Here is a 15512-nt window from a genome sequence, read left to right on the forward strand (position 1 = left end):
GGCTCATGTCAGGGGGGCGAGGTGAAGGGGAAGCCGGCAAGCCGCATTTCCTCGGTACCAGCGGCTTCGGTGCGTGTGAGAACGGCATGGATTTCTGCGGTGGCCCGGGCTGCGGCCTTTGCCAGCGGAACACCCGCCGCCAGACGGGCCGCCAGCAGGCCGGTGAACAGATCGCCGGTGCCGCAGGGTCGAATGGGCAGGCGTTCGACCGTCGTGCGGGTGATTTCTCCGGCAGCGCAGGCGATGGTTTCCCCATGGCCGAGGGCGGTGTCCTCCAGCAAGCAGCCCGTCACTGCTGCGTCGATCTCCGGGCCGATGCCGCGGATCGCCGCGACATGCTCTTCGGGATTGCCGTCGGCCATCTCGATCGCGACGCGACTGTGACGACGGGCATAGGTACCTAGGTTCATTGCGCTTCCGAGAATTGCTGCATCCCGAGTTCGAGTGCTCGCGGTTGCTATCTGGTTTTGCCGATCCGGATCGTTTCAATCTTTTGGCTATGGGTTCGTCGGCTTCTCGCACATCTTTCCTCTGTGCCGGGTGACGATGCCCGCACCACCCTCCATCTCTGCTCGCCAAGCCCGGCCCCGCCCAAACTGACCTTATTGCCTTCGTGCAAATAGCAAGGGGGGCTCTGCGCGACACCGATCCCGGCGGGGGTTCCGGTCTGGATCACATCTCCCGGTTCCAGTGCCATATAGTCCGAGATATGCGCGATCAGTTCCGCGACCGGCCAGAGCATGTCGGAGGTCGATGCCTGCTGGATGCGTATGCCGTCGATCTCAAGCCACAGACCGATGTCTTGCGGATCAGGGATTTCGTCGGCGGTCACTATCCACGGACCCAACCGCGCAAAACCATCATGTCCCCGGCCCTTGACGCTTTCGCCGCCGTGGTGACGTTGGTGGTCACGTTCCTCGTTTCATGTAACAACATATGTTACGATTCGGCGGAGATGTCAAGACCGATCATCTTTCCGGTGGGTCCGGGTCTTGTTGCCCGCCAATGGGGGCGCGGAGGTTGTTGGCCTCGAGCCAAGCCGGGTTTTCGGCATACATGTCGCGGATCAGTTGCTTGACCAGAGCAAGATAGCGCGAAGCGTCGCCTGCGCGGTGATTGAGGATGACCGGCGAGATCGCCCGCGGGCTGTCGATCACTCGATATCTGACGTCTGAACGCATCTGCCGGGCCGATGAAGGGATGATGCAGATGCCCGAATCCGCCGCGACCAGCCCCAGCGCCGTCTGGATTTCGCGCACATCCAGCACATCAGAGGGGCGCACGTTTTCGTCTTGCAGCAGGCTCAGGACATGGTCGGCATAGCTGGGGCGAGGCTCCTTGGGATAGACGATCAGCTTCTGTCCGGCCAGCGCCGCCAGCGGCAGCGGTGCGGAATCACGCGCCAGAGGCGTGTCCAGAGGCAGGGCGGCCACAAGCCGTTCCTCGCGCAGGACGGTGCTGACGACATTCGGATCGCTGTGCCTGAGGCGGCCAAAGCCGACGTCGATCCGCCCCTCCTTCAGCGCGGGGATCTGCTGGATCGACAGCATTTCAAGCAGCTGGATGTCCAGGTCGGGCACATTCTGGCGCAGCTTCCGGACCAGCACCGGCAGGCCACCGTAAAGGGTCGATGCCACGAAACCGATGGACAGCACCGGGTTCCGGTTCAACCCGACCCGGCGCGTCGCCTCCTTCATCTGATCGACGCGCCCCAGCACCTGAAGCGCCTGTTCATAGAACAACCGCCCCGCATCGGTTAGCCTGATGGGGCGGGTCTTGCGCAGGATCAGGGTGACGCCCAGTTCTTCCTCCAGCAGCTGTATCTGGCGGCTGAGGGGTGGCTGGGCGATGTTCAGGGTCTCGGCCGCGCGGGTAAAGTTCCGCTCGCGCGCGACGGCGGTAAAATAGCGCAACTGTCGCAAATCCATCCTGATCCCCGGCTTGCAAGACCAAAATCAACGTTTGTTCTGGGTATTCTGCGGCGTAACAAGTGGCTGATGCGTCGGTTTTTCTCAGGTATAATACCCTCAGGGTATTCTTGTAAACCGAAACGGTGTTGGACAGACAAGGGTGCCCCGACGCAGATTTATGACATGAACCAGTCATTCGCCCCTCTCGCCCCGGTCACCGATATCCGCCCTGTCGTCTCGAAGGTGGAAACCGTGATCGTCGATCTTCCGACCATCCGGCCGCACAAACTGTCGGTCGCAACGATGAACGGGCAGGTGCTGATGCTTGTCCGCGTCCATTGCAGCGACGGGATCGTGGGCATCGGCGAGGGCACGACCATCGGCGGCCTCGCCTATGGCGGCGAAAGCCCGGAAAGCATGAAGACCAATATCGACAGCTGGTTTGCGCCGGTAATGGTCGGTCAGGATGCAACGCGGGTGCAGGCGCTGATGGCGCGCATCGGCAAGATGGTGCGCGAGAACCGCTTTGCCAAATCGGCGGTGGAAACGGCGCTGCTGGACGCGCAGGGCAAGCGGGTCGGTCTGCCGGTCAGCGAGCTTCTGGGCGGGCGTCGGCGCGACCGGCTGCCGGTGGCCTGGACGCTGGCCTCGGGCGACACCGCACGCGACATCGCCGAGGCCGAACAGATGCTGGATCTGCGCCGCCACCGCGTCTTCAAGCTGAAGATCGGCGCGCGCGGGATCCGTGACGACATCGCCCATGTGGCCGCGATCAAGGCCGCGCTTGGCGACCGCGCCGCGGTGCGGGTGGACGTGAACATGGCCTGGTCCGAGGGCGAGGCCGCATGGGGCATGGCGGCGCTGGCGGATGCGGGCTGCGAACTGGTGGAACAGCCTGTGGCGCAGGTCGCGGCCCTGATGCGGCTGGTGCGGCGTTTCCCTGTGGCGCTGATGGCAGATGAATCGCTGACCGGCCCCGAAAGCGCGTTCGAGATTGCCCGCGTGCAGGGTGCAGATGTCTTTGCCGTCAAGCTGGAGCAAAGCGGCGGCGCCTTCAACGCGCTGCGCGTCGCGGCCATCGCTGATGCCGCCGGGATCGGGCTTTACGGCGGCACCATGCTGGAAGGCGCTGTGGGGACCGCGATTTCGGCCCATGCGTTTTCCACCTTCGCCAATCTGCAATGGGGAACCGAGCTGTTCGGCCCATTGCTGCTGACCGAGGAAATCCAGACCGAGCCGCTGGATTACAGCGAATTCGAACTGACCGTCCCCAATGGCCCCGGCCTTGGCGTGACGCTAGACGAGGATCGCGTGGCCTTCTTCGCCCGCGACGGGATCCGCAAGACAATCAGCCTGCCCGGCGGAAAGGTGTGACAATGCTTTATCATGTGTTCATGGATGTGAAGATCCCGCGCGATCTGCCAGCCGAGGAAGCGGCAGAGATCATCGCCCGCGAAAAGGCCTATTCGCAGGATCTTCAGCGCAGCGGCAAGTGGCGCCATATCTGGCGGGTCGCGGGGCAATACGCAAATATCAGCATCTTCGATGTGCGCGACAATGCCGAGCTGCACGAGATCCTGTCGGGCCTGCCCTTGTTCCCGTTCATGGACATCAAGGTCACGCCGCTTTTGCGCCATCCGTCGGCTGTCAGGGAAGACGACAGCTGACCCAACACCCACGGGCAGGCGGAGGGGCCGGCCCAACCCAGTTTCCAAGTGAATCCAGGAGGAGAGACAATGACCGTCAAGATTTTCGACCGACCCGATACGCAGGCGTTCCTGAAAGAGCTGAGCGGGCTGAACAGCGACAGCGGCAGCCCCCGCGTCAAGGCGCTGATTCACCGGATCGTCTCGGACCTGTTCCGCACCATCGACGAGATGAACGTGACGCCGGACGAATACTGGACCGCCGTCGCATGGCTGAATGACATCGGCGCGGCAGGGCAGGCCGGGCTGATCTCGCCGGGTCTGGGCTTCGATCACTTCATCGACGAGCGGCTGGATGCCATCGACGATGCGCTGGGGATCGACAACCCGACGCCGCGCACCATCGAAGGCCCGCTCTATGTGGCAGGGGCCCCGGAATCGGTGAGCTTCGCGCGGCTGGATGATGGCACCGATGCGGACGGCCATACGCTGATCATGCACGGCACGGTTCACGGATCGGACGGCAAGCCGCTGCCCGGTGCCAAGGTCGAGGTGTGGCATTGCGACACCCGCGGCTTCTATTCGCATTTCGATCCGACCGGCAAGCAGGCGCCGTTCAACATGCGCCGCAGCATCATCGCGGACGAGAATGGCCGCTATAAATTCCAGAGCATCCTGCCCAGTGGCTATGGCGTGCCCCCCGGCAGCCCGACCGAGGCGCTGTTGTCGGCGCTTGGCCGCCATGGCCAGCGTCCGGCGCATATCCATTTCTTCGTCAGCGCCGACGACCACCGCAAGCTGACCACGCAGATCAACATCGAAGGCGATCCGCTGATCAACGACGACTTCGCCTATGCGACCCGCGAAGGGCTGGTGCCTTCGGTTATCGAGTGCACCGACGAGGCAAGCATCCACGGCAACAATCTCAACGGTCCCTTCGCCGAGATCGCCTTTGACATCCATCTGACCCCGCTGGTCGATGGCATCGACAATCAGGTCAACGAACAGCGCCGCCGCGCCGTCGCCTGATCTGCATCTCCGGGCGGCCCCGAGAAAGCCGCCGCCCGGCCCCAACCTTTCATCACCGACATCTGGCAGGGGGCTTGCCCGCGAAAGGCGCATCCCCCGGGGAGGAGACTTATGTCCGCGATTATCGAAAAGGCCCGTGATCTGGATCATCTGCTGGCAATCGCCGTGCAGGACGACAAGGAGGCCGAACTGTTCCGCTGCCGCCGCGACATCTTCACCAACGAGGATCTGTTCGCGCTGGAAATGAAACACATCTTCGAAAGCAACTGGGTCTATCTGGCGCATGAAAGCCAGATCCCGGAAAACAACGACTATTACACGACCTTCATCGGCCGCCAGCCGATCGTCATCACCCGCGACAAGACCGGCACGCTGAACGCCGTCATCAACGCCTGCGCCCACAAGGGCGCCATGCTGTGCCGCCGCAAGCAGGGCAACAAGGGCAGCTTCACCTGTCCGTTTCACGGCTGGACCTTCTCGAACACCGGCAAGCTGCTGAAGGTCAAGGATGCCAAAACCACGCAATATCCCGACCAGTTCGGCAAGGACGGATCGCACGACCTGACCCGCGTGGCGCGGTTCGAGTCCTATCGCGGCTTCCTGTTCGGCAGCCTGAACGCCGATGTGGCGCCGCTGGAGGAGTTTCTGGGTGAGACCAAGGTCATCATCGACCAGATCGTCGATCAGGCCCCCGAGGGGCTGGAGGTGCTGCGCGGCAACTCCTCCTACATCTATGACGGCAACTGGAAGTTGCAGATGGAGAACGGCTGCGACGGCTATCACGTCAGTTCGGTCCACTGGAACTATGCCACGACCATGGAGCGGCGCAGCGAGACCGGCACCAAGGCGGTGGACGCCAACAGCTGGAGCAAGTCGGTCGCCGGCGTCTATGGCTTCGAGAACGGCCATATCCTGCTGTGGACCAACACGAAAAACCCCGAGGTGCGTCCGGTCTGGAACCGACGCGAGGAAATCGCCGCCCGCGTGGGCGAGGAAAAGGCGGGTTTCATCGTCAACCAGACGCGCAATCTGGGCATCTATCCGAACGTGTTCCTGATGGACCAGTTCAGCACCCAGATCCGCGTCATCCGCCCGCTGGACGTGGGCAGGACCGAGGTCACCATTTTCTGCTTTGCCCCCAAGGGTGAAAGCGCCGAGGACCGCGCGCATCGCATCCGCCAATACGAGGATTTCTTCAACGTATCCGGCATGGGCACCTCGGACGATCTGGAAGAGTTCCGCGCCTGCCAGACCGCTTATTCCGCGCCCCTGTGGAACGACATGTCGCGCGGCGCACCCTTGTGGATCGAAGGGCCGGACGACAACGCCCGCCGCATGGGGCTGAACCCGCTTCTGTCGGGGGAACGCAGCGAGGATGAGGGTCTGTTCGTCTGCCAGCACGAATTCTGGGCCAAGTCGGTGCGCGATGCGCTTGCCGCCGAAAAGAAGGGAGAAGCAGCATGAGCCTTGATCATAACACCACTGGTCTGGATTACGCCGCCATCTGTGCCTTTCTCTATCGCGAGGCACGCCTGCTGGATGACCGGCAATGGGACGAATGGCTGACCTGCTATGCCCCGGATGTCACCTATTGGATGCCCGCCTGGGACGACAACGACCAGATCACCGAGGACCCGCAGTCGGAAATCTCGCTGATCTACTATCCCAGCCGCGAGGGGCTGGAAGACCGGGTATTCCGCATCAAGACCGAACGTTCGGGCGCATCCACGCCCGAGCCGCGGACCAGCCACACCGTCAGCAATGTCGAGGTGGTCGAGGATCGCGGGACCGAGGTGGATATCCGTTACAACTTCCACACGCTGAACCACCGCTACAAGGTCACCGACCAGTTTTTTGGAACCATGTTCGTGACCCTGCGCCGGACGGATGACGCTCTGCTGATCGCCAGCAAGAAGATCGTCCTGAAGAACGATTACATCCGGCAGGTCATCGACGTCTATCACGTCTGAGGCCGCCGGACCCAGCACAACCGCAAGGAGGAAGCGACCATGTGCTACAGGATCGCACTGAATTTCGAGGACGGGGTGACCCGCTTCGTCGATTGCAAGGCGGGCGAAAAGGTTCTCGATGCCGCGTTCCGCGGCAAGATCAACCTGCCGATGGATTGCTCGGACGGGGTCTGCGGCACCTGCAAGTGCCGTGCGGAAAGCGGCGCCTATGACATGGGCGACGATTACATCGAGGACGCCCTGACCGAGGATGAGGCCGCCGGGGGCCTCGTCCTGACCTGCCAGATGGTGCCGTCATCCGACTGCGTGCTGTCGGTGCCGGTCACGGCGGCGTCCTGCAAGACCGGCCAGCAGACATTCGCCGCCACCGTGACCCGGATCGAGCCGCACCATGATGCGGCCGTGGTTCTGGAACTGGCGGTGGATGATGGCGACGCCGCGCCCGCCTTCCTGCCCGGCCAATATGTCAATATCGACGTGCCGGGCAGCGGCGATCACCGGTCCTATTCCTTCAGCACCGCGCCGGGGGAACGGCAACTGGGCTTTCTGATCAAGAAGATCCCCGACGGGCTGATGGGCGGTTGGCTGGCGGGCGCGAAACCGGGCGACCGGCTGGAACTGACCGGGCCGATGGGCAGCTTCTATCTGCGCGACGGCGAAGGCCCGCTGCTGTTTCTGGCGGGCGGCACCGCTCTGGCACCATTCCTGTCAATGCTGGAGGTTCTGGCCCGCGCCGATTCGCAACGCCAGATCCATCTGATCTATGGCGTGACGCGCGATCTGGATCTGGTGCTGGTCGACGAGATCGCTGCCTATGCCGCCCGCCTGCCGAACTTTACTTTTGCGACTGTCGTGGCGGATCAGGCCTCGGACCATCCGCGCAAGGGCTGGGTCACGCAGCACATGCCCGAGGACATGCTGTCGGCGGGCGGGTTTGATGTCTACCTGTGCGGCCCGCCGCCGATGGTCGATGCCGTGCGCCATTATCTGGACGATCAGGGCATTCAGGCCGCCAGCTTCCATTACGAGAAGTTCACGCCGAACGTGCCGTTGAAGGCCATCGCATGACCGGGGCGGTTTTCGCGGGTCGCTTTTCCGGCAAGGTGCTGGTGGTGACCGGGGCGGCGCAGGGCATCGGCCGCGCCGTGGCCCTGCGCGCGGCGGCCGAGGGCGGCAAGGTGCTGTTCGTAGACCGGGCCGATTTCGTGACCGAGGTGGCGGCTGAGGCCGAAGGCGATACCGCCGCCTTTACCGCCGATCTGGAAAGCTGGGACGGCGCAGACGCCGCGATGCGCCATGCCGTGCAGACCTTTGGCGGCATCGACATCCTGATCAACAATGTCGGCGGCGCCATCCGCATGCGGCCCTTTGCCGAGTTCGAACCGACCCAGATCGACGCCGAGATCCGGCGGTCGCTGATGCCGACGCTCTATTGCTGCCGCGCCGTTCTGCCACATCTGACGACGCGCGGCGGCGGCACCATCGTCAACGTGTCCTCGAACGCGACGCGCGGCATCCACCGCGTGCCCTATTCGGCGGCCAAGGGGGGCGTCAACGCGCTGACCCAATCACTGGCGATGGAACTGGCCGCGCAGAACATCCGCGTGGTCGCCACCGCGCCCGGCGGAACCGAAGCGCCACCGCGCCGTATTCCGCGCAATACCGAAGGCGACAGCGCCACCGAGAAAGCCTGGATGGCCGAGGTCGTGGATCAGGTGACGCAATCGGCCTTCATGAAACGCTACGGCACCATCGGGGAACAGGCCGCGCCGATCCTGTTTCTGGCCTCGGACGAGGCCTCCTACATCACCGGCACCGTCCTGCCCGTCGCGGGAGGCGACACGGGCTGACCGGGCCTTCAGGCAAAAAACAAGGGAGGAACGACAATGCGAAACATAGACGTAAGCGAGGCGATAGATCAGGGCCCCTTCGGCAGCTTTCAATGGATGGTGGTCGCGCTGTGCGGTACGCTGCTGGTCGTTGACGGTTACGACGTATTCGTGGCGGGGACGGTTCTGCCGACGCTGATCACGGAATGGGGATTGACCAAGCCGCAGGCCGGCGCGCTTCAGGCCTGGGCACTGTTCGGGATGATGTTCGGGGCGCTGGTCTTGGGCCCGCTGGCCGACAAGATCGGCCGCAAGAAGGGCGTCGCCATCAGCTTCGTGCTGTTCACCTCGGCGACCGTTCTGACCGGCTTTGCCAATTCACCCGAGCAGTTCAAGACCTTCCGCTTTATCGCCGGTCTGGGCTGTGGCGGGCTGATGCCGAATGCGGTGGCGCTGATGAACGAATATGCGCCCAAACGGCTGCGCGGCACCATGGTCGCGCTGATGTTCTCGGGCTATTCGATCGGCGGCATGGTCGCAGCGGGGCTGGGGGTCGGGCTTATCCCCAGCTTTGGCTGGAAGCCGATGTTCTTCCTTGCTGCTGTGCCGTTGCTACTGCTGCCGCTGGTGCTGTGGAAGCTGCCGGAATCTCTGGGTTTTCTGATCCGTCAGGACAGGCAGGACGAGGCAAGGCGCATCTTTGCCAGAATCAGCCCCTCGACGCCGCTGGCCGCCGATGACCGGCTGGTCTTCAGCGAAACCAAGGGCGCCTCGGCCTCGGTCGCGGAACTGTTTCGCCACAATCGCACCCTGCGCACGCTGATGCTGTGGGTGTCGTTCTTTTGCTGCCTGCTGCTGGTCTATCTGCTGTCCTCCTGGCTGCCCAAGGTGCTGCAAGAGGCCGGTTATGCCGAACGCGCCAGCCTTCTTTCGCTGTTCTCGCTGAACTTCGGCGGCATGGCGGGGGCCATCGCCGGAGGGTGGATGGGCGACCGGTTCGGGCTGCCGAAGGTGGTGGTCGCCTTCTTCGCGGCGGCGGCGGCATCCATTGCGCTGATCGGCTTCAACCCGGCGCCCGGCCTGCTATTCCTGCTGGTCTTTGTCGCCGGCGCCACGACCATCGGCACGCAGATCCTGCTTTATGCAAGCGTGGCGCAGCTTTACAATCTGTCGGTCCGCTCGACCGGACTTGGCTGGGCTTCGGGCGTAGGACGGATCGGCGCGATCGTCGGGCCGACATTTGGCGGGGTGCTGCTGGCGCGGGAACTGCCGCTGGAGCAGAACTTCCTGATCTTCGCAATCCCGGCGGTGATTTCGGCCCTGGCGATGCTGGTCTTTGCGCTCAGCAACGCCGACAGGCGCGACACGGCGCGGCTTGCCGCCGCCTGAGAACCACAGCAACAAGGCGCGCGGCCGCAGTCGCGCGTCCCATCGTCATGAAAGGCCTGCCATGCCCTGTCTGGACCTGCCCACCCACCGCCTTCACTATCGCATCGACGGCGATTCCGAGGAAAAGCCGTGGCTGACCTTCTGCAATTCCCTGGGCACCGACATGCATATGTGGGACGCGCAGATCGCTGGTCTTTCAGACGACTTCCGGATCCTGCGCTATGATCGCCGCGGGCATGGCACGTCCGGAACCCCGACGCCGCCTTACAGCATGGCCGATCTGGGCGGCGACGTGATCGCGCTGTGGGATGCGCTGAGGATCGAGCGCACCCATTTCTGCGGGTTGTCCATTGGCGGGCTGACCGGGCAATGGCTGGCCATCCATGCCGGGGCACGTCTGGACCGTATCGCGCTCTGCGCCACTGCCGCCCGGATTGGCACCCCCGAAAGCTGGAGCGTCCGCATCGGCGAGGTCAGGGCAAACGGTCTGAACAGTCTGGTGCCCGCGACTGCGGAACGCTGGTTCACGCCCGCGTTTCGCACAGCCCGGCCGGATGTCGCGGGCGCGATCCTGACCAGCTTCGCCGCGACCTCGGTCGATGGCTATGCGGGGTGCTGCGCCGCGCTTGCCGGGACGGACCTGCGGGACCGGCTGCATCAGATCGCCATCCCGCTGCTGGCGATTTCCGGCGATGACGATCCGGTCTGCCCGCCCGACCAACTGAAAGCCATCGCGGATGGTGTACAATACGGACGTCACATATGCCTGCCGGGGCGGCATATCGTGAATCTGGAATCCGCCCCGCAGTTCAATACTGTTCTCAGGGACTTCCTGACCGATGCGTCTCCTTGCGCCTGAGGGGTTGTCCGGTAGCGCGTCGCGCCTCGCGTGACGCCCAGAAGAACAAGGCCAACCCTGCGGTCGATGCGGGCCAGGACATCAGGTATTTTCGGGCTTGAAGCGCAGCAGGCGCAGCGCGTTCAGGGTCTGGACCATTTGCCGGTCGCCGGTCGGCACCTTGCCCAGCTTGCGCTGAACGCGCCTGATCGCTGGCGGCAGTTCCCATTCCTTGAAGGGAGCTCCGTTCCGGAGTGCGTCGGGCTTGCGGGCCAGGACCGGAATGTAGTGCAGCGGATCGTAGATGGCCTTGTCGCGACCGAAGGCGCGTTCGTGCTGCCCGACGATCTTGCCGTCCTGCCAGAACTCGACGCGCTCGGCATAGGCGCGGATCTCAACCGGGCGGCCGACGGCACGCCCGTCGACCGAGTAGCGGTTCTTATCGAAGCGCACGAGACAGGTCTTGGAGACCGAGGCCGGCACGGCATGGAAGCCGTCGAAGGGACCGACATAGGGCACCAGACTCGGCCGCTCGTCCTGGAATACCTCCCAGATGGTGCGCTCGCGCAGCTCGGGATGCCGATGGGACTTCGCCCATGCGACACAGCGGTCCTCGAGCCAGACGTTGAGCTCCTCGTAGCTCTTGAACCGCGGACGTGGGACGAAGAACCGCCGCCGGACAACACCAACCTGGTTCTCGACTTGTCCCTTCTCCCACGGCCTGCACACGGCCATCTGCCATGCGATGCCGGTGGCCATCAGCGATGCGGACGCGGGTTGCGGCGAACTGGCAAGTCAGCCTGCCTTTGGTCCCGCGCCGCCAACTGACCTTCCGCCATTTTTCGTCCCCCAGCATCTGCTCGGCGGAAACGGCAACGCGATCGGGGAGGTGATATTTGCGGCGCCGACCGCGCCCGGCCTGGGGAAAGACCAGCCCGACATCTGCCGGATAGACGTTCTGGCGCCGCGACAGGCCGGCAGCCCAGGCGAGGCCCCGCGCGCTCAGAGCCTGGCGGAAAGGCCCGCTCGATTCGTAACCCGCATCGGCCAGCACACAGCTGAAGCGAAGCGCCACCTGCGGCGCCAAGGCCATGTCGTCGGGCGCAAGCGGGTGTGGGTTCACATCGGTTCAGAGAGCTGCATGCGCTCGAGCCCCGGGACTGAATCTTCCTGCCTTGAACTTCGAAGTCCGTGTCGCCTACTCCTCGTCGATCGCTCACCCCGGCCTTTCGGCCATGCCGTGCCGTCGCCCCTTTCCGGGCTCGGGTCACGCCATTCTGTAATCCTGTTCTTTTGTCGTCAGCGCCCAGATCATCCGGGCCATCTTGTTCGCCAGCGCAACGGCCGCGACCATCTTCGGCTTGCGCATCACCAGCGCGGCCAGCCAACGGTTCGCGCTGCCCCCCTTGCGGACGACCCAGCGGATCACACTCATGGCGCCGACGATCAGCAGGCGGCGGATATCGGTCTGCCCCATTTTGCTGACCGAACCCAGTCTGGTTTTTCCACCCGTCGACCTCTGTCTCGGCACCAGGCCGAGCCAAGCGGCGAAGTTGCGCCCACTGTCGAACGTGGCAAGATCCGGTGCGAATGCCGCAACAGCTCCGGCGGTGACCGGGCCGATCCCGGGGATGGTGCACAGCCGACGAAGTTGCGTATCTGTCCTTGATGCGGCCTCGAGCTCCTCCGCCAGTCGTCCGATCACCTCTGTCAGCCTCGCGATCTGCTCGACGTAGATCGCGCCCATCTCCCGGACAGGACTTGGCACATCGCTGGCCGGATCTGCCAGTGCATTCTCCAGAACCTTCAGGCTCGCGGGCCCCTTCGGCGCCACCAGCCCGAACTCGGCCAGATGTCCGCGGAGGGCGTTGATGAGCTGCGTGCGCTGCCTGACCAAGCATTGATGCGTCCGAAACGCCACTGCGCGGCCCTGCGTCTCGGCACTCTTCACGGCCACGAACCGCATGGTCGGGCGCGACGCGGCCTCGGCGATGGCTTCGGCATCCGCCTTGTCGTTTTTCTGTCGTTTCACGAACGGTTTCACATACACCGCTGGCACCAGACGCACCTCGTGACCGTGGGACTGCGCCACCCGGCCCCAGTAATGCGACGTGGCGCAGGCCTCCATCGCCACCACGCAGGCCGACTGTTCGGCAAGGAGATTCGTCAGACGGGTCCGCGACAGCACACGGTTATATAGAACCGCCCCATCCAGCCCGATCGCGCAGACCTGGAAACTGCCCTTCGCCAAGTCGATCGCCAACATGCTGATCGTTGTCATCATTGATGTGCCCTCCGTTCGGTTTCGATGCAACCATCATGGCATAAGAGATGCCGATGGGTGGGGACATCCACATGGAGTAATCGCGGGAGCGATTCGCCCTTGATCAAGTTGTGTTTTGGGGGTGGCTGCTCCCCGATAGGATGGAAATACGGGCTCACGACTGGACGCCGGGCCCACACATCGAATGGAGAACAGCCATGGAAGAATATATCGGTCTGGACGTGTCCATGAAAGAGACGGCGGTGTCGATCCGCCGTGATGGCAAGCGCGTCTGGCGTGGGAAATGCGCCTCTGACCCAAAAGTCATTGCCAACGTGATCCGCAAGCGAGCGCCGGTCGCAAAGCGCGTGGTGTTCGAGACCGGCCCCATGTCGATTTGGTTCTATCATGCGCTTTGTGCCGAAGGGTTGCCCGCGATCTGCATTGATGCCCGGCATGCCAAAGCGGCACTCGACATGGCACCGAACAAGACGGATGCGAATGACGCCGATGGTCTGGCCCATCTCGCTGAGGCGGGATTTTATCGTGAAGTGCGTGTAAAGGAGTTCGACAGCATGCTGACGCGCTCGCTCGTCGCCGCGCGCAGTCGGCTGGTTCGTATCATTACCGAGCTTTCCAACCATATCCGCGGGGTGATGAAAACATTCGGCCTGCTCGTTCCCGCTGGAAAAGGAAGCACATTCGAGAACAATGTACGAAACCTGCTTGACGATCATGCGCCCCTTGCCGGCATTATCTTGCCGCTTCTGGACAGCTGGCTGATCATTCGCAGACGTATGGCGGAACTGGGGCGTCGGTTGGTCCTGCATGCGCAGCAAAACCAGGCTTGCCGTATCCTCATGTCAATTCCCGGCATCGGCGCAATCACGGCCACCTCTTTCGCCGCAGCGATCGAAGATCCGGGCAACTTCAGAAAATCACGGTCTGTGGGTGCTTGGATAGGGCTGACGACGCGCCGCTACCAATCTGGAGAAGTGGATTATGACGGCCATATATCTCGACGCGGCGACAATCATCTGCGGGGACTGCTCTATGAAGCAGCGGCGGTCATTCTGACACGTAGCGCAACCGACAGCAGCTTGCGCAGATGGGGTCTCGGGCTGCGAGAGAGAGAGTTGGCTTCAAACGAGCTGCAGTGGCGGTGGCACGCAAACTGGCGGTGATCATGCATACGATGCTCAAGACCGGCGAACTCTTCGATCCGAAGGCGGGACAGGCATTGTGACATCTACGGGATAGCGTTCAGTGTCTGAGCGCTAGAGGCGTCCCGACCGGGACGTGGGCAGAGCCATTCCGTTGATGCGGTTGCACCGTCGATCCGGCGAAGTGCGTCATCCACATTGAAGGCTCGGTCGCGAAGCTCCATCATGCGGCGACCGATGTCGACCGCGAAGACAACCATGCAGCCGGTCGTGTCGTTTTAAAAGAGCCGCCGCTTGACGCAACGCTTGCGATTAGACAACCGCATCAGTACACCCTGCTCTGCGCCTGCGGTCACAACATCCGAAAGATCCTCGCCCATATCAGGGCTCTTTGGGCCGTCGTCATCCGCTTCATCCGCGCCATCGTTGAGCGAACAGACGGATCCCTCCGGGGACTCACCGCAGCATAACCGCCTTGTTCAGCGGCGACTCTATGAGGCGGCGGCCTTCCAATCCTTCGCGCAACGTCGCAAGGTATGCCCCGGGCCAAGATGCCTGCCCTGGTTTCCGCTTCCCGAGAACGATCATGACCAATACGCCGGATTTGCTACGACTGATCGCGACAGTCTTCATCGCGGTGACCTGCGTGGTCATCGGAGATACGGCGGGAAAACTGCTGACCGGCGGCGGGGTGGATCCCTTTATCGTGGCATGGTCGCGATTTTTCCTGGCCGCGCTGATGCTGCTTCCGTTCAGCGGATTGACCCGGCAGGAATTGCCCGCCTTGCTGGACTGGCGCGTCCTGCTGCGGGCGGGGCTTATCGCCAGCGGCATATGCTGCATCCTGACGGCCCTAAAGACGGAACCCATCGCCAATGTCTTCGGCGCCTTCTTCGTCGGCCCGGTCGTGTCCTATGTTCTGGCGATCCTGTTTCTGGGCGAGAGGCCATCGTTACAAAGAAGTCTCTTGCTGGGACTTGGCTTCGCGGGCGTGATGCTGGTGGTCAAACCCGGTTTCGGCAGTTCCGCCGGCATGGGCTTCGCCCTGGCGGCGGGAACGTTCTACGGCGCCTATCTGGTCATGACCCGTACCCTGGCGGGAACATTCCGGCCGCGATTCCTGCTGATCTCGCAACTGCTGATCGGGGCCGTGGTCTTGACGCCCCTCGGGTTGCAAGCCTATTTTCCCCTGCCGGACATGTCCTTGCTGGTGCTGCTTCTGGTCAGCGCCGTCGGTTCGGCCTTGGGCAACTTCCTGCTGGTCATGGCCAGCAGGAAGGCCGAGGCCAGCCTGATCGCGCCTCTGGTCTACAGCCAGCTGATTTCGGCCACGGCGCTGGGGATCGTCGTCTTCGGCGAATGGCCCGATCTGGTTTCGCTGGCCGGTCTGGCGCTGATCGCGGTATCGGGACTGGGCTCGCTGCTGGTTCACCAGCGTGCGGGCAAGGCGCGGCTGTCCGGGACGGGCGCCTAGA

At 63.4% G+C, this 15512-nt stretch carries 13 protein-coding genes and 5 pseudogenes; 12 read left to right on the plus strand and 6 right to left on the minus strand.

Features of this window, described 5'->3' with window-relative positions:
- Positions 1 to 8 precede the first annotated feature (8 nt).
- From JHW40_RS08065 to JHW40_RS08075, 3 genes and pseudogenes are all read right to left on the minus strand, one after another.
- The gene (locus JHW40_RS08065) at positions 9 to 410 is read right to left on the minus strand and encodes a carbohydrate kinase family protein (protein ID WP_090617424.1); all 402 of its coding nucleotides are present in this window, start codon (positions 408 to 410) and stop codon (positions 9 to 11) included.
- A gap of 47 nt (positions 411 to 457) precedes the next feature.
- Positions 458 to 853 (minus strand): annotated as a pseudogene (locus JHW40_RS08070) (fumarylacetoacetate hydrolase family protein); the annotation flags it as partial.
- Positions 854 to 968: 115 nt separating this feature from the next.
- Positions 969 to 1913: a LysR family transcriptional regulator gene (locus JHW40_RS08075; RefSeq protein ID WP_272849088.1), complete on the minus strand. Its 945-nt coding sequence runs from the start codon at positions 1911 to 1913 to the stop codon at positions 969 to 971.
- Between the two features lie 180 nt (positions 1914 to 2093).
- Here JHW40_RS08075 and JHW40_RS08080 point away from each other — a divergent pair, with 180 nt between their 5' ends.
- From JHW40_RS08080 to pcaD, 9 genes are all read left to right on the plus strand, one after another.
- Positions 2094 to 3284, plus strand: coding sequence for a muconate/chloromuconate family cycloisomerase (locus tag JHW40_RS08080; protein WP_090617428.1), 1191 nt, complete (start codon positions 2094 to 2096; stop codon positions 3282 to 3284).
- Between the two features lie 2 nt (positions 3285 to 3286).
- Complete coding sequence (gene catC, locus JHW40_RS08085) at positions 3287 to 3577, plus strand: muconolactone Delta-isomerase (protein ID WP_090617430.1); 291 nt, start codon at positions 3287 to 3289, stop codon at positions 3575 to 3577.
- 69 nt (positions 3578 to 3646) lie between these two features.
- On the plus strand, positions 3647 to 4585 hold the full coding sequence (gene catA / locus JHW40_RS08090) for a catechol 1,2-dioxygenase (RefSeq protein WP_090617432.1): 939 nt from the start codon (positions 3647 to 3649) through the stop codon (positions 4583 to 4585).
- Positions 4586 to 4696: 111 nt separating this feature from the next.
- A complete protein-coding gene (locus JHW40_RS08095) occupies positions 4697 to 6049 on the plus strand; it encodes a Rieske 2Fe-2S domain-containing protein (protein WP_090617435.1) in 1353 nt (450 codons plus the stop codon).
- Positions 6046 to 6555 (plus strand): benzoate 1,2-dioxygenase small subunit, encoded by a 510-nt coding sequence (gene benB / locus JHW40_RS08100; protein ID WP_090617437.1) that lies wholly within the window; start codon positions 6046 to 6048, stop codon positions 6553 to 6555. The genes JHW40_RS08095 and benB overlap by 4 nt, the downstream gene beginning before the upstream one ends.
- A 39-nt stretch (positions 6556 to 6594) precedes the next feature.
- The gene (gene benC, locus JHW40_RS08105; RefSeq protein ID WP_090617439.1) at positions 6595 to 7623 is read left to right on the plus strand and encodes a benzoate 1,2-dioxygenase electron transfer component BenC; all 1029 of its coding nucleotides are present in this window, start codon (positions 6595 to 6597) and stop codon (positions 7621 to 7623) included.
- Positions 7620 to 8405, plus strand: coding sequence for a benzoate diol dehydrogenase BenD (gene benD / locus JHW40_RS08110; RefSeq protein ID WP_090617441.1), 786 nt, complete (start codon positions 7620 to 7622; stop codon positions 8403 to 8405). Before benC ends, benD begins: the two co-directional genes overlap by 4 nt.
- Positions 8406 to 8441: 36 nt before the next feature.
- On the plus strand, positions 8442 to 9773 hold the full coding sequence (locus JHW40_RS08115) for an MFS transporter (RefSeq protein WP_090617444.1): 1332 nt from the start codon (positions 8442 to 8444) through the stop codon (positions 9771 to 9773).
- Positions 9774 to 9834: 61 nt separating this feature from the next.
- On the plus strand, positions 9835 to 10632 hold the full coding sequence (pcaD, locus tag JHW40_RS08120; protein WP_090617447.1) for a 3-oxoadipate enol-lactonase: 798 nt from the start codon (positions 9835 to 9837) through the stop codon (positions 10630 to 10632).
- A 114-nt stretch (positions 10633 to 10746) separates the two neighbouring features.
- Here pcaD and JHW40_RS08125 read toward each other — a convergent pair.
- The 3 genes and pseudogenes from JHW40_RS08125 to JHW40_RS08135 form a co-directional block, all read right to left on the minus strand.
- Positions 10747 to 11337, minus strand: a pseudogene (locus tag JHW40_RS08125) (Mu transposase domain-containing protein); the annotation flags it as partial.
- Positions 11327 to 11677, minus strand: a pseudogene (locus tag JHW40_RS08130) (transposase); the annotation flags it as partial. The pseudogenes JHW40_RS08130 and JHW40_RS08125, both read right to left, overlap by 11 nt.
- Positions 11678 to 11878: 201 nt before the next feature.
- On the minus strand, positions 11879 to 12892 hold the full coding sequence (locus tag JHW40_RS08135; RefSeq protein WP_272849105.1) for an IS110 family RNA-guided transposase: 1014 nt from the start codon (positions 12890 to 12892) through the stop codon (positions 11879 to 11881).
- 200 nt (positions 12893 to 13092) lie between these two features.
- Between JHW40_RS08135 and JHW40_RS08140 the strand changes: the two are divergent.
- The 3 genes and pseudogenes from JHW40_RS08140 (at position 13093) to JHW40_RS08150 (ending at position 15511) form a co-directional block, all read left to right on the plus strand.
- A pseudogene (locus JHW40_RS08140) lies at positions 13093 to 14120 on the plus strand (IS110 family RNA-guided transposase).
- Positions 14121 to 14366: 246 nt separating this feature from the next.
- Positions 14367 to 14507: pseudogene (locus tag JHW40_RS08145) on the plus strand (IS5/IS1182 family transposase); the annotation flags it as partial.
- A 116-nt stretch (positions 14508 to 14623) separates the two neighbouring features.
- Positions 14624 to 15511, plus strand: coding sequence for a DMT family transporter (locus JHW40_RS08150; RefSeq protein WP_090616940.1), 888 nt, complete (start codon positions 14624 to 14626; stop codon positions 15509 to 15511).
- Position 15512: the final 1 nt, after the last annotated feature.

This window comes from Paracoccus alcaliphilus (assembly GCF_028553725.1).
Classification (GTDB): Bacteria; Pseudomonadota; Alphaproteobacteria; order Rhodobacterales; family Rhodobacteraceae; genus Paracoccus; species Paracoccus alcaliphilus.